Below are 16,685 nucleotides of genomic sequence, written 5' to 3'. Positions count from 1 at the left end.
GCCCCGCCGGATCAGCCCCGGGGCAGGATGCGCGGGGCCGTGAGATCCGAGTAGTCGACGACCACGGTCGCGCGGGACGCGGGTCGACACTCCGCGAGGTACATCCGCTGACCGCCGACGTACCGCGCGTTCTCGCTCGCCTCCGGGTCGACGGGCAGCCCGTCCCGCAGTCCCATGCGTCGAGCGGACTCCTCGAACGGCACGTCGAGGAACACCGAGTGGTCCCAGGCGTCGCGCAGTTCCGGACGGTGGAGGAAGATGCCGTCGACCAGCACCAGGGATCCGGCGACGACCGGCAGACGCGGCCCGGTCAGGATCGCGTCGCTGGACAGGTCGTGAGACGCCGGGAGATACGTGCCGGTGCCGGATCGGAACGGCGCGACGACCTCGGCGCGGAACGCGTCGTAGTCGTAGGAGTCGCGCCAGAACCCCTCCGGCGAGCGCGACCCCCTGCGGTGACGCTCTTCCCGGCGGCGGTGGAATCCGTCGATCGAGATGCGCACGACGTTCGCCGAGCGCGCCAGATGGGCGGCGAGGTCGTCCGCCAGCACCGTCTTGCCCGCTCCGTCGACGCCGTCGATCCCCACCAGGACGCTGGCGCCGCCCCTCTCGGGCAGGGGGACGGTGGACGCCAGATCGTCGAGGAAGGCGCCACGATCGCTCACGCGGGGTCGCCCCACTCCCCCGCGTCGAGGAAGCGCTCCATGCGGGCGAGGTGCGGGGCCGGGTCGAGTCCCTGCGCCGCGACCCACGTGTCGTCGTAATAGGTGTGCGCGTAGCGCGCGCCGCCGTCGCAGATGAGCGTGACGACGCTGCCGGTCCGCCCCTCTTCGCGCATGCGGGCGATCAGCTGGAAGGCGCCGAACAGGTTGGTGCCCGTGGAGCCGCCCGCCCAGTGCAGGGTGCGCGCGTGCAGCAGGCGGATCGCGGCGAGGGACGCGGCGTCGGGCACCGTGATCATCTCGTCGATCACGCCCGGCACGAAGGACGGCTCGACCCGGGGGCGGCCGATGCCCTCGATGCGCGAGGGGCGACCGACGACCGCGGCGGTGTCCTCTCCCCGCATCGCGGCGCGCCAGCCGTCGGCGAACGCCGAGTTCTCCGGGTCGACGACGGCGATGCGCGTGGGATGCCGGCGGTATCGCACGTACCGGCCGAACGTGGCGCTCGTCCCCCCGGTGCCGGCGCCGACGACGATCCAGGCGGGCACCGGGTAGCGCTCGGCCGAGAGCTGCTCGAACACGCTCTCGGCGATGTTGTTGTTGCCGCGCCAGTCGGTGGCGCGCTCGGCGTAGGTGAACTGGTCGAGGTAGTGCCCGCCGCTCTCGGCGGCGAGCCGCTCGGCCTCGTCGTACATCGCGCCCGGCTCGTCGACGTAGTGGCAGCGGCCGCCGTAGAACTCGATCAGCTCGATCTTCTCGCGGCTGGTCGAGCGGGGCACGACGGTCACGAAGTCGAGCCCGAGCATCCGGGCGAAGTACGCCTCCGACACGGCCGTCGACCCGCTGGACGCCTCCACGAGCACCGTCGCCGGTCCGATGCGACCGTTCACGAGTCCGTAGAGGATCAGCGAGCGCGCCAGCCGATGCTTGAGCGAGCCCGTCGGATGCACCGACTCGTCCTTCAGGTACAGGTCGATGCCCCACTCGGGCGGCAGCGGGAACACGTGCAGATGCGTGTCGGCGCTGCGGTTGGCGTCGGCCTCGATCAGCCGGATCGCGTCGCGCACCCAGGCGTCGCGGGATGCGGGCGGGACGGCGTCCGTGTCGGGCATGCTCTCAGCGTATCGAGGACGTCGGCCCCGCCCGGTCGGAGGGCCGGCCCGCTCAGGTCGTCGCGCCCAGCACGGCCTCGACGGCCCGCAGCAGCAGCGCCGAGCGGTCGCCGGTCTCGCCCCAGCGCACCAGCGACTGCGCGCCGGTGCCGTCGATCATGCCGAGCACCTGCCAGGCGGCGAGCGCCGGATCGGTCACGCGGAAGTCACCGGTCGCGACGCCCGCGTCGACGACGTCCTGCACGAGCCGCTGCCAGGCGTCCATCTGCGCGCGCACGGTCGTGGCGAGCGCCTCGTTGCGTCGACCGAGGGCCCAGGCCTCGACCCAGACGCCGGTGACCTCGTCGCGCTCCCCGCCGGCGAGGGTGCGGATCATCGCGGCCATCGCCGCGCGCGGGGCGGGCTGGGCGGCCACGATCGCCGCGACGTCGACGAGCTCGCGCGAGACGATGCGCTCGAACGCGAGGGCGACCAGGCCGTCCATCCCCGACTCCGCGTAGTGGGCGACGAGCGCCGGCGCGACGCCCGCGCGCGCGGCGACGGCGCGCATGGTGATCGCCGCGAGGCCGTCCTCCGCCGCGATCGCGCAGGCGGCGTCGGCGATCAGCGCGCGTCGGGCCTCGGGCGCGAGGCGCGGGGCGCGCGGGCGTCGGGCCGGACGCGAATCGGTTGACACGCCTTCAGCGTAGTCGGTACCGTGCTTATATTGATCGCTAGATCAATACGATCACGAAGGATGCGCATGACCTGGCGGATGCCCGCGGAGACCGCTCCCCACGAACGCACTTGGATGGCCTTCCCGCGCGAGGGCACCACTCTCGGCGCCGGTGCCGCGGAACGCGAGGCCGGCTACGCCGCGTGGGCCGCTGTGGCCCACGCGATCGCCGAGCACGAACCCGTCTCGATGCTCGTGGACCCGTCCGAGACGACGCGCGCCCGGCGCATGCTCTCGTCCGCGATCGAGCTGATCGAGGCGCCCGTCGACGAGTTCTGGATGCGCGACCACGGCCCCACGTTCGTCACCGACGGCGAGCGCCTCGGCGCGGTCGACTGGGTCTTCAACGGCTGGGGATCGCCCGCCTGGGCCGAGTGGGAGCGGTCGGCCGGCCACGCCCGGCTGATCGCCGCGCTGACGGGGGCCGCGCTCATCCCCTCCGACCTCGTGAACGAGGGCGGCGGCATCCACGTCGACGGCGAGGGCACCGTGCTGCTCACCGAGACGGTGCAGCTGGACCCGCGTCGCAACCCCGGCGCCGACCGCGCCGGCGTCGAGGCCGAGATGACCCGCACCCTCGGCGCGAGCCGCGCGATCTGGCTCCCCCGCGGCCTGACCCGCGACTACGACGACTTCGGCACGAACGGACACGTCGACATCGTCGCCGCCCTCCCCTCGCCAGGGCGGATGCTGCTGCACAGCCAGCCCGACCCCGCTCATCCCGACCACGCCGTCACCCGCGAGCTGCGGGCGCTGCTGTCCGAGCAGACGGACGCGGCGGGACGGCGGTTCGAGATCGTCGACCTGCCCGCCCCCGCCACGCTGACCGACGACCACGGCCCCGTCGACTGGAGCTACGTCAACCACCTCGCCGCGAACGGCGCGGTCATCGCGTGCGGGTTCGGCGAGCGCGAGGCCGACTCGCGCGCCGCGGCGATCCTGGCCGAGGAGTACCCGGGGCGCGACGTCGTCACGGTCGACGCCCGCGAGATCTTCGCGCGCGGCGGCGGCATCCACTGCATCACCCAGCAGCAGCCGGCCGTCGCGCCGAACCGCGCGGCGGGTGCGCAGCCGGCGGCCACCGCGGGAGGCCGACCGTGATCGAGGTGCACGAGGCGTCCATCGCCGAGCTGCGCGCGGCGCTCGACGACGGCCGCGCGAGCGCCGTCGAGCTGGTCGGGGCGTACCTCGCCCGCATCGACGCCTACGCCGCCCTCAACGCGGTCGTCGTGCGCAACCCCGCCGCCCTGCAGGAGGCGGCCGCCTCGGACGCGCGCCGCGCCGCCGGGGACACGCTCGGCCCGCTCGACGGCATCCCGTACACCGCGAAGGACAGCTACCTGGTGCGCGGGCTCACCGCGGCGGCGGGCAGCCCCGCGTTCGCCGATCTGGTCGCGCAGCGCGACGCCTTCACGATCGAGCGCCTGCGGGACGGCGGGGCGATCTGCCTCGGGCTCACGAACATGCCGCCGATGGCCAACGGCGGCATGCAGCGCGGCCTCTACGGGCGCGCGGAGAGCCCGTACAGCGCCGACTACCTGACGAGCGCCTTCGGATCCGGCTCGTCGAACGGCTCGGGGACGGCGACGGCCGCGAGCCTCGCGGCGTTCGGGCTCGGCGAGGAGACCTGGTCGAGCGGCCGCGCGCCCGCGTCGTGCAACGCGCTGTGCGCGTACACGCCGTCGCGCGGGGTCATCTCGGTGCGCGGCAACTGGCCGCTCGTTCCCACCATGGACGTCGTCGTGCCGCACACGCGCACCATGGCCGACCTCCTGGAGGTCCTCGACGTGGTCGTCGCCGACGACCCGACCCCGCGCGGCGACTTCTGGCGCACGCAGCCCTGGGTGCCGATCCCCCGGGCATCGGACGTCCGCCCCGCGTCCTATCCGGCGCTGGCAGACGGCGCCCGTCTCCTCGGCGCCCGGATCGGGGTGCCACGGATGTACATCGGCGCCGACCCGGATGCCGGCACCGCGCCGGACGGCGGCATCGGCGGGTCGACCGGGCGGCCGATCAAGACGCGGCCGTCCGTGCTGGAGCTCTGGAGGCAGGCCCGCGCGACCCTGGAGGCCGCGGGGGCGGAGGTCGTCGAGATCGGCTTCCCGCTCGTGACCGATTACGAGGGCGACCGGCCGGGCGCCCCGACCATCCGCACCCGCGGGCTGGTCTCTCCGGAGTTCCTCGATCGAGAGATCCTCGACCTGTCGGCATGGGCCTGGGACGACTTCCTCGCCGCCAACGGCGACCCGGCGCTGCCGGGGCTCGCCGGCGTCGACGGTGCGACGGTCTTCCCGCCGGCAGCCGGCGCCCTGCCCGACCGGTACGCCGGCTTCGACGACGAAATCGCCGCCTACCCCGAGTGGGTGCGCCGGCACCCGGGCACGACGCTCGACGACTTCGCCGACCTCGCGCCCGGCCTCGCCGGCCTGGAGGAGTCGCGCCGCACCGACCTCGAGCGCTGGATGGACGACCTCGGGCTCGACGCCGCGGTGTTCCCGGCGATGGCGGACGTCGCCCCCGCCGATATGGACGTGAACCCGGCGTCCGCAGACCTCGGCTGGCGCAACGGCGTGTGGGTGGCGAACGGCAACCTCGCGATCCGTCACCTCGGCGTCCCCACCGTGACCGTGCCGATGGGCACGATGCCGGACACCCGGATGCCCGTGGGCCTCACGTTCGCCGGCCGCGCCTACGACGACTCCGCGCTGCTGCGGCTCGCCGCGGCGTTCGAGGCCACCGGCGCCCGGCGCACCCCGCCGCCTCTCGCCCCGCCGCTGCCCTGACCGCGCGGCCGCCCCGCCCCGCCGGGAGCCGCACGACGCAGGACCGGATGGGACGGGCGGCGCCCCTGACGGCGCGCGCGCCGCGACGGGGCTCGCGATCCTGCGTCGTGCAGGCGGTGGCCTGCCGGCTCAGCCGATCTCGGCGCCGGCGCACAGCCGCGCGAGTACCTCGGTGAGCAGCTCGACCCCCGCCAGGCAGTCGCCGTCGGGCGTGAGCTCGCCCTCGTTGTGCGCCACGCCGTCGACGGACGGCACGAACAGCATCACCGTGGGGGCGACATCCTTCATGTTCGTCGAGTCGTGCCCGGCGATCGTCATGATCTCGCGGTGGCTGAGCCCCGCCGCCGCGGCCGCCTCGCGCGCGAGCCCGACGCCGGCCGCCTGATACGGCTGCCGGTCCCAGGCGTGCGTCGGCACGCGGTGGATCTCGACCTGCGCGGCGGCCTGCGCGGCGACCACGGCTGCGTCGAGCTCGCGCTCCGCGGCGTCCAGCACGGCAGGATCGGGGCTGCGCAGGTCGATGTTCATCCGGACTCGTCGCGGCACGACAACGGGCGAGTTCGGCTCGACGTCGAAACGGGCGACCGAGGTGTGCAGCGGGCCGTCCGCATGCCGCTGCGCCAGCTCCCGCACCGCGAGCACCAGGTGCGCCGCGCCGACCAGCGCATCGCAACGATCGGCCATCACCGTCGATCCGGTGTGCGACTGCTCGCCGTCGACCGTGACGTCGAACTTGCGGGCCGCCCAGGTGGAGGTCACCAGCCCGATCGTCGTGCCCTCGTCCTCGAGCACACGCCCCTGTTCGACGTGCACCTCCGCGTACGCGCGCACGGCGGGCGCGGGCGCATCGCCTCGCTCCCCCAGCGCGTCGAGCGCGTCGGCGACGCTGATCCCCCGGGCATCGGTCACCGCGAGCGCCGCCTCGAGCGGCAGCTTGCCGGTGAACACGCTCGACCCCATCATCGACGGCGGGAAGCGCGACCCCTCCTCGTTGAACCAGTCGACGACGGCGACGTTGTACGGCGGCGGGGCCTGCCCGGCCGCCACTCGACGCGCGAGCCGCGCCGCGGCGCACGCCGACGCGATCACGCCGTAGGCGCCGTCGTAGCGGCCTCCGAGCGGCTGGCTGTCGAGGTGCGACCCGGTGAGCACGAAGGGTGCGCCGGGCGTCCACTCGATCAGCCCGAAGACGTTGCCGATCGCATCGGTGCCGACCCGGAAGCCGCGCTCGGCCAGCCAGCCCCGCAGCCAGCGGCGCATCTCGCCGTCCGCGGGCGTGCCCGCCTCGCGGTCCACCCCTCGGCGCGGCGTCGCGCCGAACCGCGACACCGCCTCGAAGGCGTCGAGGTACTCGCGCTCGTCCGTCGTCATCCGCTCACCAGTCACGACGCAGCTCCATCGACGAGCAGTGCAGGCCGCCGCCGTTCTTGTTGATCTCCCGGTAGTCGACCGGGACGACCTCGACCCCGTGCCGGGAGAGCAGCTCGGCCGTGCGCGGCAGGTGCGACGGGAACAGCACCCGGCGCCGGTCGAGCACGAGCGCGTTGCACGCCCAGTCCTCCCTCGGCTCGACCGCGACGGTCTCGATGCCCAGCTCGTGGAGCCGCACCTGGAAGTCGTACGGCGCGATGCGCGGGTTGATCAGCGCGAGGTCGTCGTCGAGCATCAGACAGCACAGGTCGAGATGGATCTGGAAGCCGGGCATCTGCACGCGCTCGAGCGCGATCCCGTGCTGGTCGAGCATGCGCGCGAGCTGACGATAGCCCTCGGGGTTGCAGCGCACCGACGTCCCGAAGAACGCGCGGTCCCGCCGCACCTTCACGAAGCTACCGCCCTCCACGAGGCCGGATCCCGTGATCGTGCCGAGGATCGGCAGACCGTGCGCGGCGACGGTCTGCGTGATCGACAGCTCCTCCCCGCGGCGCATGTCCGGGGCGAGCCGTCCGATGATCGCGCCGCCGGGGATGGTCACGAGCGGGTCGCGGGTGAACACGGCCTTCGTGAAGCGATCCTCCAGGGCGGGAGCTTCGACGATCTCGACGTCCTCGGCGCGCAGCGCGGTGAGGAACCCGTCGTACTCCCGGTGCAGCGTCTCGAGGTCGGGCAGCTCGCGCCCGGCCCAGTACCAGCGCCGATCGGGGTCGAGGAAGGCGCCGAGGTCGGGTCGGTACGCCGCCTGGCCGGCACGAGCGATGGCCTCGAGACCGGCGCTGGGGCGACGCACCAGCACGGAGCGCAGCCGACCGACCTCGTCGGCCGCTCCCCATCGCCGACCCCACACGCGCTCGAGCTGATCGGGCTCGGAGAACGCGGGGAAGGGGACGGGGCCGAGGATCTCGTGGAACAGCCCGTCGCTCATCTCCTCGAGCGGGTCGGGCCGGTCGACGACGTGGGCAGCAGGCATGGTGCTCTCCTTGCGAGGTGGGGCGGATGCCGACGAGGTCGCGCCGGCGGGGGTGGGCGCGATCAGCGCGCGTCCGTGACGGGGATCCCGGCGGCGGGGCCGGCGGGCACGAACCGCGGCCCGTCCGGGCCGAACGCGTCGCGAGGCTCCGGGAACAGCCACAGCAGGCCGAGGTACAGCACCAGGGCGAGGCCGATCCCGAGCGGGATGCTGAGGTCGACTCCACCGGTGAGCGCAGCGAGCGGCCCCTCGAACTGACCCGGCAGGTTCACCGCCAGCAGCCCGACCAGCGCGGAGACGAGCCACGCGGCGAGCCCACGCCAGTTCCAGCCGTGCGCGAACCAGTACCGTCCGCCGCGCTGGCGGCGGTTGAACACCTGCAGAGCGTCGGGGTCGTACCAGCCGCGACGGGTCACCCAGCCGACGATCATGACAACCATCCACGGCACGGTGCACGTGACGATCAGCACGGCGAAGGTCGAGATCGAGGTGACGACGTCGAAGAGGAAGCGGCCCGCGAAGATGATGGCGATGGCGATGACGCCGATCAGCACGGTCGACTGCACGCGGCTGAAGCGCGGGAACACGCTCGAGAAGTCGAGCCCGGTGCCGTACAGCGCGGTGGTGCCGGTCGACATGCCGCCGATCAGCGCGATCAGGCAGACGGGGACGAAGTACCACGACGGCGAGATCTGCAGCAGGCCGCCGACGTAGTCGCCCGATGCGAGCGCGTCGGGGATCGCGGTCGCGACGATCGAGGCGGTGACCAGCCCGAACAGGAAGGGCACGATCGTGGCGGCCTGCGCGAGGAACGTTGCGGCCATCACCCGGCGCTTGGGGGTGTCGCGCGGGATGTAGCGCGCCCAGTCGCCGAGGAACGCGCCGAACGAGACGGGATTGGACATCACCACGAGCGCGGCACCGAGGAACGACGGCCAGTAGAGCGCCTGCGTGGCGGCGTCGGCCCCCGGCCCGAAGATGCCGGCGTAGCCGGGGTCGAACGTGCCGGCGAAGGCCACGATGCCGAGCAGGAACAGCGCGGTCGCGGCGATCACGGCGATCTTGTTCACCAGCAGCATGAACCGGAAGCCGTAGATGCAGACGACCAGCACCAGCACCGCGAACAGCGCATACGCGACCGCGTAGCTGCCTTCGCTCGCGGGCAGTCCGAACGCGAGCTCGGCCCCGCCCACGAGCACGTCGCCGGAGGACCAGACCGAGATCGAGAAGAAGGCGACCGCGGTCAGCAGCGACAGGAACGAGCCGACGACACGACCGTGGACGCCGAGGTGGGCGGACGAGGCGACGGAGTTGCTCGTTCCGTTGCGCGGGCCGAACAGCGACAGGGGGGCGAGGATCAGGGCGCCGGCCACGAGGCCGAGAACGATCGCGATCACGCCGTCCCGGAACGAGAGCCCGAACAGGATCGGATACGTGCCGAGCACGACGGTCGCGATCGTGTTCGCGCCGCCGAAGACGAGGCGGAACAGGTCGAGCGGGCGTGCCGTGCGATCCGCGTCGGGGATCGTACCGGTGCCGTACTGCTCGATGACGGTGGTCGAGGGCGGAGCGTTGAGCCCCGCGGCGGCGGAGACGGTGCTGACCATGGCGGGCCTTTCGTCGGGGCGCCGGCGTGTGCCGAGCGTGGCCCGACTGTAGGGGATGCACGTCGCGCCGACATCACGTCGAGCGTCACGCGCCGGAAACATTGCCCGATTCGACGTCGGATGAGCGCTAATCTGACGTTCATCCCGATGGATGTCGGGTCGATGCGATCGATCAGCGCCCGAACTTCCGCGAATCGGGATCGGCGCCCACGGAGAGGCGGATACGCATGGACGACCTCGATGAGCGCATCGTGCACCTGCTCGAGGCCGACGGCCGGCTGTCGTTCGCGCAGCTCGGTGCGGCCACGCACACGGCGCGCACCACGGCTGCCGAGCATGTGCGCCGCCTGATCGCGGAGCGGCGGCTCGAGGTGCGAGGGGCGGCTCATCCCGCCGTGCTGGGCCTCGGCGCGATGGCGTATCTGCGCCTCGCTGTCGACGGCCCCGCGGCGCCGGTGGCCGATGCGGTCGCCGCCGAGGACGACGCGACGTTCGTGTCGCTCGTGACGGGCGACGCCCCGGTCGTGCTGGAGCTGCGTGCGCGCGACGACGCCGCGATCGCGAGCGCCGTCGCCCGGATCCGCGAGGTGCCGGGCGTCCGGCGCGCGGACGTGACCCGCTACCTCACCGTGGTCCGGGACGTGCTCGGCCCGGTCGGGCCGTTCGACGGCGCCGTCGATGCGCGCGACCGCCGCATCATCGCCGAGCTGGAGCAGGACGGGCGGCTGCCGTTCGCGGCGATCGCCCGCCGCGTGGGAGGTTCGCCCACCGCGGTGCGCCACCGGGTGGTGCGCCTGCTCGCGTCCCGGGCGCTGCGGATCGGAGCGGTCGTGCGGCATCGCTCGGCGACCGGGACGCCCGCGCTCGGCATCGGCATCGTGCTCGACGGCGCCGGCGCGGACGTCGTCGCTCGGCTGCAGACGCACGACTCGGTCATCTTCGCGGCCGAGTCGCTCGGGGCGTTCGACGTCATCGTCACCGTGCGCGCCGAGGGCGCGGCGCGGCTGCTGGCGGTCGTCGAGCAGCTGCGGGGCTGGTCGGGCGTGCGCACCGCCGAGGCCTGGGTGCACCTCGACGTCAAGAAGGAGACCTACGCCCGCGTCACGCTGTGACGCCGCGTTCCGCACGACGCAGGATCCGAGGGGACGGACACGGCGTCCGGCGGCGTGCCGAGCCCGCCGCTCCGGATCCTGCGTCATGCGACGTGGATCCTGCGTCGTGCGAAGACGAACGGCTCACGCCACGCGGATCAGCTTCTTGTTCACGAACTCCTCGGCGGCGAGCAGCCCGAGCTCGCGCGACGTGCCGCTGCGCTTGACGCCGCCGAACGGCAGCTCGGGGCTGTCGGCGAGCACGCAGTTGACGTAGACCATGCCCGCCTCGATCGCGTCCGCCACGCGTCCGGCCTGCGCCGGGTCGGTCGTGTAGACGTACGACCCGAGCCCGAACGGGGTGTCGTTCGCGATCCGGATCGCGTCCGCCTCATCGGCTGCGCGGTAGACGACGCCGACGGGGCCGAACAGCTCCTCGCGGTAGACGTCCATGTCGGGGGTGACGTCGGCGAGCACCGTCGCCGGGAAGTAGGCGCCGGAGCGCTCACCGCCCACGACGACGCGCGCGCCCTGCGCCACGGCGCCATCGACCTGCGCCTGCAGGCGCTCGGCCGCGGCGAACGACGACAGCGGGCCGAGCACCGTGTCCTCGGCGAGCGGATCCCCGAGGGGCGCCGCCGCCATCGCGGCCGCGAACCTCTCGAGGAACGCGTCGTACAGGTCGTCCACGACGACGAAGCGCTTGGCGCCGTTGCACGACTGGCCGTTGTTGTCGAGGCGGGCGTCGACCGCGTTCTGCACGACGGTGTCGAGGTCGTCGGTCGACAGCAGCACGAACGGGTCCGAGCCGCCCAGCTCGAGCGCGACCTTCTTGAGGTGCTGTCCCGCCAGCGCGGCCACGGCCGAGCCGGCGCGCTCCGATCCCGTCACCGACACACCCTGCACGCGCGGGTCGGCGATCATCGTCGCCGCCTGCTCGTTGCTCGCGTACACGTTGACGTATCCGCCGTCCGGCAGGCCGGCATCGGCGTAGATCGCCGCGAGGATCGCCGACGACTCCGGGCACTGCGGCGCGTGCTTCAGCACGATCGTGTTGCCGATCACCAGGTTCGGCGCGGCGAAGCGCGCCACCTGGTAGGCGGGGAAGTTCCACGGCATGATGCCCAGCAGCACCCCGAGCGGCGACCGGCGGACGACGGCCGAGCCCTCCCCCAGGATGTCCAGCGGCTGGTCGGCCGTGATCCGCTCGGCGTTGTCCGCGTAGAACTCCACGATGTCCGCGGCGAAGTCGACCTCGCCCTCGGCCGCGGCGAGCGGCTTGCCCATCTCGCGCACGATCGCGCGGGCCAGCTCGTCGCGGCGCTCCCGGTGCAGCTCGGCGACGCGGCGGACCGTGGCGGCCCGCTCGCTGACCGGCGTCGCGCGCCAGGCGGCGAAGCCGGCGTGCGCGCGGGCGAGCGCGTCCTGGATCTCCGCGTCGGTCGCGGAGGGGTACTCGGCCAGGGTCTCGCCCGTGGCGGGGTTCACGACGGCGTACGTCATCGGTTCGTCCTCTCGTTCGTGGTCCTCTGGCTCGCCGGCGACTGCATCGGCAGGATCTCGCCCCGGAAGAAGGCCGGGCGGCGCACAGCCATGATCGCCATGATGATCCCGCCGAGCAACAGGATGACGACGCCGAGGATGCCCACGATGCCCACGCCGCCGATGTTGGCGCCGGAGCCGTAGTCGGGGTCGAAGGAGTCGCGCAGCGTCATCACGAACATCGCCAGCAGCGTGACGCCGCCGATGAGCGGCGCCAGGAAGCGGGTCAGGAACGCTCCGGCGGAGTCGAGCCACTGGTGCCGGAAGAACCACACGCACGCGAACGCCGTGAGCCCGTAGTAGAAGCAGATCATCATGCCCAGCGTGAGGATGGTGTCCCACAGCACGTTCTCGCTGACGAAGCGCATGACCACGTAGAACGCGCTCGCGACCGTGGTCGAGACGATGATCGCGAACACCGGGGTCTTGTGCCGGGGGTTCACCGAGTCGAAGGCAGCGGGCAGCGCGCCGTAGTGGCCCATCGCCAGCAGGGTGCGGGCGGGCCCGATGATCGTCGACTGCAGCGAGGCGACCGAGCTGACGAGGACGGCGAGGGAGATCAGGAACGCCCAGGGCCCCATCACCGAGTCGGCGAGGCCGAAGAACACGTTCTCGACGACGTCCTCGTGCAGCAGGCCCCCTGGCTCGTCGCCGACGCCCGCGAACATCACCGAGGCGACGGTGAGCAGCAGGTACAGCGCGCCGACGATGACGACCGTGAGGGCGGCGGCGCGGCCGGGCGTGCGCTCGGGGTCGGTCGTCTCCTCGTTCATGGTGAGCGTGACGTCCCACCCCCAGAAGATGAAGATCGACACCGACAGGCCGGCGACGATGGCGCCGAGGTCGGAGACGCCGAGAGGGTTGAACCAGCCGATGTCGAACGGGATCGCGTGCGGCGCGTCGCCCGCCGCTGCCTCGCCGATCGCGAGCCCCGCGAACAGCAGCAGCACCGCGACCTGGAAGACCACGAGCACGACCTGGAAGACCTTCGACTCCTTCATGTCCCGGTACGACAGGTAGGTCGCGCCGAGCATGAACAGCAGGCACACGGCCACGTTGACGAAGGGGTTCCTCGTGAGGTTCGCGATCTCGGCGTTGCCGGTGAGCTGCGAGATGAGCAGGAAGAGGAAGTCGACGGCTACGGCCGCGAGGTTGGAGAGCACCAGGATCGTCGCGATCACGAGGCCCCAGGAGGCCATCCAGCCTACCCACGGCCCGAACGCGCGCGTGGCCCAGGTGAAGGTGGTGCCGGAGTCGGGCATCACCCGGTTGAGCTCGCGGTAGCCGAGCGCGACCAGCAGCATGGGGATGAGGCCGAGCAGGATCACGGCCGGCGCGTGCTCCCCGACCTCCGCCGCGGCGAGGCCGATCGAGGCCGTGGACGTGTAGGCCGGGGCGACGGTGGAGACGCCGATCACGGTCGCTCCGAACAGGCCGACGGCGCCGACCGCCAGTCCCTTGTTCGAGATCACCTGCGTGATGAGACCGGGTTCGCCGGTCTGGGTGCTCTGAGTCATGTATCGGTTTCCTCTGGGGTCGGGTGCGCTCGGTCCCGGGTGGGGAGTCAGGTGCCGAGCTCGGTGATGAGGTCCTGCGCGACGCGGCGGCCCATGCGGATGGCGCCGTCGACGTGCTGATAGCCCGCGCCGGCGATGTCGCTGCAGGCGAAGCGGATGGGGCCGACCGGGGTGTGCAGGTCGGCGCCGTAGCGGTGCAGGCCGCCGAGGTCGAAGCTGGCGGCGTAGGCGCCGCGCGTCCATTCCTCGGCGCCCCAGTCGCTCTCGTAATAGACGACCGGACTCTTCGCCTGGGGCCCGTAGTACGCGGCCAGCGACTCGAGGATCCGCTCGCGGCGGTCGGCCTCGGACAGCTCGAACACCCCGTCGGCCCTCTGGTCGGAGACGAAGCCCACGAGCGTGCCGCGGTCGTCGCCGTGGTTGGTGTTGTCGTACGCCTCGTGGCACAGCTCATACGGGCTGAAGACGGTGCCGGACAGGCCGTCCTCGCGCCAGAACGGCCGGTCGTAGACGGCGTGGACCTTGATGACGAGGCCCATGGACAGATGCTGGTGCAGCTGGTGCTGGCGGCGAGGCAGCGGCGGGTCGAAGGTGATGCGGCTGTACAGCACCGGGGCGTGGGCGAGCACGACGCGCTGCGCCCGCACCACGGCGTGGTCGCTGGTGACCACGACGCCGTCGGGCCCGTGCTGGATGCGCCGCACGGGCTGCCCCAGCAGCACGTCGTCGCCCAGCTGCGCGGCGAGGCGGACCGATACCTCCTGCATGCCGCCGACGATCCGCCGGTCGAGGATGAAGTCGGCGTCGACGAGGTTCGTGAAGCTGCCGGCGCTCGCCGCCATCAGCAGCGCCTGCAGGGTCGAGAACGCGTGAGCGGGCTTCGTGAGCATGGCCGGTCCGATGAAGAGCGCGATGTTGTCGCGTGCCTCCTGATCGGTCGTCTCGGCCTCGAGCCACGCCTCGAAGGAGACGCTGTCCAGCTCGGCAGCACGTGGGTGCTCCCACGGGCGGTCGGGGTCGACCTCGGCCGCCAGCGCGTCGAGCGTGCCGATGAGACGCACGAGCTCCGCCTCGGTCTCGGGCGGCACCGGGAAGATGTCGCCCGTGAACCGGGTGAGCTCTCCCGTCCTCGAGATGTACAGGCTGTCGCCCTCGCGGTACCGCGGGAAGGTCTCGAGCCCGAGCTCGTCGAGCGTCTCGAGCAGCGCGTCCTGGTCGGGCGACACCCATTGGCCGCCGATCTCGAGGGTCGCGCCGTCGATGTCGTCTGTCCACGTGCGACCGCCGACGCGGTCGCGGGCCTCGAGCACGGCCACGCTGAGCCCCGCTGCCTTGAGCCGCGTCGCGGCGGTCAGACCAGCGGGGCCGGCGCCCACGATCGCGACGTCACGGATGATCTCTTGCGTCATGGGGGCGAGCATAGGCCACCGGCCTCGCCCCGCACAACGAAATCCGTTGCAGATACTTATCTGAGCTACTGATTTCGAAGCCAACGACGCCTTTGAGTAAGGAATCTTCACCGGCGCGCGTCGAATGGGATACTCGTCGCATGGCCTCACGACGAGCGACCCCCGTGCTGGACGACACCTCGAAGGCGATCATCGAGCTGCTCCAGGAGGACGGGCGGCGCCCGTACTCGGAGATCGGCAAGGCCGTGGGACTCAGCGAGGCCGCCGTCCGCCAGCGCGTGCAGCGCCTCACCGAGTCGGGCGTGATGCAGATCGTCGCGGTGACCGACCCGGTGCAGATGGGCTTCGCACGCCAGGCCATGGTCGGCATCCGGGTGTCCGGCGACACCCGCACCGTCGCCGAGGCGCTCAGCGCCATGCCCTTCGTGATCTACGTCGTGCTCACCGCCGGATCCTTCGACCTCATCGCCGAGGTGGTGTGCGAGGACGACGAGGAGCTCATCGAGCTGCTGAACTCGCGGATCCGCACGCTCCCGGGGATCACGTCGACCGAGACGCTCGTCTACCTGAAGCTGCACAAGCAGCTGTACAACTGGGGAACCCGCTGACCGCGCTCGCGCCGCGGCTCCGGCCGCGGAGTCAATGACGCGGCGTGCAGCGCAGCCGCCATGCCCCTTCCGCATCGGCCAGCACGACCTGCTCCTCGACGCCCCGGAGGGCCGCGGAGAGCCCCGCGGCGAAGACGTGATGGAGCACTCGGTCGGCAGGCGCGGGCGACGCGCCTCCGGCAGTGAGCACCTCCGCCGCCGGGAACGTCGCGCGGTCCGTCTCGACCGGCCTGTGGGCCGGCTGCCGCAGGCGGGCGAGGAGGCCGACCGGGCTCGATGCCTCGCCACCGGGGCGCTCGGACAGCCCCGCCGCGAGCCGCGCGAACAGCTCGGCCGACGTGGCGGGGCTGCCTGCGCCTCCGCTCGGCGTCCGGACGACCCAGCCGATCGCCCATGGCCGCACGGCCAGGCGCGGTGCCAGCTCGTTGGCGAGCGCGGCGGCGACGGTGCGCCCGTAGGCGCTGTTGAGCAGCCTGTCGGCTCCGCTCAGCACCGCGCCGCCGCACGCGCCGCACATCAGGGCATCACATCGCCGCTGTTGGGCCCGAGCGTCTGCCCGACGTAGAGGTCGCCGAACGGGCTCGAGGCGAGCATCACCGCCGTCGGCGCGACCTCGTCGACCTCGCCGAAGCGACCGAGGGGCAGCTCCTCGCGCTTCGCCGTCTTCCAGTCGTCGCTGATCGCCTCCACGAGGGGGGTGTTGATCGGGCCGGGCGCGATGCAGTTGGCCAGCACGCCGTCGCGGGACACCTCGAGCGCGAGCGACTTCGTCATGGCGATCACGCCCGACTTCGCCGCCGCGTAGTGCGCCATCCCGTCGCCGCCCTTCTGACCGAGCTGCGAGGCCACGTTGACGATCCGGCCGTCCCCGCGGGCGCGCATGCCCGGCAGCACCTCGCGGCACAGGAGGAAGACGCTCGTCAGATCGATCCGCAGGGTCTCGTCCCACTGGGTCAGCGCCATGTCCTGCAGCGGCGACTCGGTGAGGATGCCGTGCGACGTCACGAGCGTGTCGATCCGGCCGAGGACACGCGTCGCGTCGCGCACGAGCTCGACGATGCTCTGCTCGTCCGCGGCGTCGAAGACGAGGCCGTGCGCCGCGTCGTCGGAGCCGGACGCGGCGGCGAGACCGCGTGCGACCTCGACCACCCGCGGGTGGGGGGGGGGGCGGGGGGCGGGGGGGGGGGGGCGGCGCGGGGGGGGGGCGCGCCCCCCCCCCCCGGCCGGCGGGGGGG

General features: G+C 72.7%; 15 protein-coding genes. 4 read left to right on the top strand and 11 right to left on the bottom strand.

Features of this window, described 5'->3' with window-relative positions; translation table 11 throughout:
• Window positions 1-11: 11 nt before the first annotated feature.
• Genes K5S26_RS15785 through K5S26_RS15775 form a run of 3 tightly spaced genes read right to left on the bottom strand, consistent with a single transcriptional unit; the run spans window position 12 to window position 2,450 of the window.
• Window positions 12-665 (bottom strand): nucleoside/nucleotide kinase family protein, encoded by a 654-nt coding sequence (locus tag K5S26_RS15785; RefSeq protein WP_308123027.1) that lies wholly within the window; start codon window positions 663-665, stop codon window positions 12-14.
• On the bottom strand, window positions 662-1,774 hold the full coding sequence (gene cds1 / locus K5S26_RS15780; protein WP_221859935.1) for an L-cysteine desulfhydrase Cds1: 1,113 nt from the start codon (window positions 1,772-1,774) through the stop codon (window positions 662-664). The genes K5S26_RS15785 and cds1 overlap by 4 nt, the downstream gene beginning before the upstream one ends.
• 52 nt (window positions 1,775-1,826) lie before the next feature.
• Complete coding sequence (locus K5S26_RS15775; protein ID WP_221859933.1) at window positions 1,827-2,450, bottom strand: TetR family transcriptional regulator C-terminal domain-containing protein; 624 nt, start codon at window positions 2,448-2,450, stop codon at window positions 1,827-1,829.
• Window positions 2,451-2,516: 66 nt separating this feature from the next.
• Between K5S26_RS15775 and K5S26_RS15770 the strand changes: the two genes are divergently transcribed.
• Window positions 2,517-3,590 carry an agmatine deiminase family protein gene (locus tag K5S26_RS15770; protein ID WP_221859931.1) on the top strand — a complete coding sequence of 358 codons (1,074 nt, stop codon included), beginning with the start codon at window positions 2,517-2,519 and terminating at the stop codon, window positions 3,588-3,590.
• On the top strand, window positions 3,587-5,272 hold the full coding sequence (locus tag K5S26_RS15765) for an amidase (protein WP_221859929.1): 1,686 nt from the start codon (window positions 3,587-3,589) through the stop codon (window positions 5,270-5,272). The genes K5S26_RS15770 and K5S26_RS15765 overlap by 4 nt, the downstream gene beginning before the upstream one ends.
• A gap of 129 nt (window positions 5,273-5,401) precedes the next feature.
• Here K5S26_RS15765 and K5S26_RS15760 read toward each other — a convergent pair whose 3' ends face one another.
• The 3 genes from K5S26_RS15760 to K5S26_RS15750 form a co-directional block, all read right to left on the bottom strand.
• Window positions 5,402-6,658 carry a M20 family metallo-hydrolase gene (locus tag K5S26_RS15760; protein ID WP_308123026.1) on the bottom strand — a complete coding sequence of 419 codons (1,257 nt, stop codon included), beginning with the start codon at window positions 6,656-6,658 and terminating at the stop codon, window positions 5,402-5,404.
• Complete coding sequence (locus tag K5S26_RS15755; RefSeq protein ID WP_221859927.1) at window positions 6,648-7,676, bottom strand: dimethylarginine dimethylaminohydrolase family protein; 1,029 nt, start codon at window positions 7,674-7,676, stop codon at window positions 6,648-6,650. The genes K5S26_RS15760 and K5S26_RS15755 overlap by 11 nt, the downstream gene beginning before the upstream one ends.
• Window positions 7,677-7,738: 62 nt before the next feature.
• Window positions 7,739-9,283, bottom strand: coding sequence for a purine-cytosine permease family protein (locus K5S26_RS15750; protein WP_221859925.1), 1,545 nt, complete (start codon window positions 9,281-9,283; stop codon window positions 7,739-7,741).
• Between the two features lie 227 nt (window positions 9,284-9,510).
• Here K5S26_RS15750 and K5S26_RS15745 point away from each other — a divergent pair, with 227 nt between their 5' ends.
• On the top strand, window positions 9,511-10,395 hold the full coding sequence (locus K5S26_RS15745; RefSeq protein ID WP_221859923.1) for an Lrp/AsnC family transcriptional regulator: 885 nt from the start codon (window positions 9,511-9,513) through the stop codon (window positions 10,393-10,395).
• Window positions 10,396-10,518: 123 nt separating this feature from the next.
• On the opposite strand, the gene K5S26_RS15740 is transcribed toward K5S26_RS15745, so the two are convergent.
• Genes K5S26_RS15740 through K5S26_RS15730 form a run of 3 tightly spaced genes read right to left on the bottom strand, consistent with a single transcriptional unit; the run spans window position 10,519 to window position 14,842 of the window.
• Window positions 10,519-11,877: an NAD-dependent succinate-semialdehyde dehydrogenase gene (locus K5S26_RS15740; protein WP_221859921.1), complete on the bottom strand. Its 1,359-nt coding sequence runs from the start codon at window positions 11,875-11,877 to the stop codon at window positions 10,519-10,521.
• A complete protein-coding gene (locus K5S26_RS15735) occupies window positions 11,874-13,433 on the bottom strand; it encodes an APC family permease (protein ID WP_221859920.1) in 1,560 nt (519 codons plus the stop codon). The genes K5S26_RS15740 and K5S26_RS15735 overlap by 4 nt, the downstream gene beginning before the upstream one ends.
• Before the next feature lie 47 nt (window positions 13,434-13,480).
• The gene (locus tag K5S26_RS15730) at window positions 13,481-14,842 is read right to left on the bottom strand and encodes a flavin monoamine oxidase family protein (RefSeq protein WP_221859918.1); all 1,362 of its coding nucleotides are present in this window, start codon (window positions 14,840-14,842) and stop codon (window positions 13,481-13,483) included.
• Window positions 14,843-14,982: 140 nt separating this feature from the next.
• Between K5S26_RS15730 and K5S26_RS15725 the strand changes: the two genes are divergently transcribed.
• Window positions 14,983-15,450, top strand: coding sequence for an Lrp/AsnC family transcriptional regulator (locus tag K5S26_RS15725; protein WP_221859915.1), 468 nt, complete (start codon window positions 14,983-14,985; stop codon window positions 15,448-15,450).
• Between the two features lie 31 nt (window positions 15,451-15,481).
• On the opposite strand, the gene K5S26_RS15720 is transcribed toward K5S26_RS15725, so the two are convergent.
• Both K5S26_RS15720 and K5S26_RS15715 read right to left on the bottom strand, forming a co-directional pair.
• Complete coding sequence (locus tag K5S26_RS15720; RefSeq protein WP_221859913.1) at window positions 15,482-15,967, bottom strand: hypothetical protein; 486 nt, start codon at window positions 15,965-15,967, stop codon at window positions 15,482-15,484.
• A complete protein-coding gene (locus tag K5S26_RS15715) occupies window positions 15,967-16,599 on the bottom strand; it encodes an SDR family NAD(P)-dependent oxidoreductase (protein WP_308123023.1) in 633 nt (210 codons plus the stop codon). Before K5S26_RS15715 ends, K5S26_RS15720 begins: the two co-directional genes overlap by 1 nt.
• Between the last annotated feature and the right edge of the window lie 86 nt (window positions 16,600-16,685).

Source organism: Microbacterium marinilacus, assembly GCF_019753765.1.
GTDB lineage: Bacteria > Actinomycetota > Actinomycetes > Actinomycetales > Microbacteriaceae > Microbacterium > Microbacterium marinilacus.
Note: the sequence above shows the minus strand (reverse complement) of the source record. Positions and strands in the feature narration are given on the sequence as shown.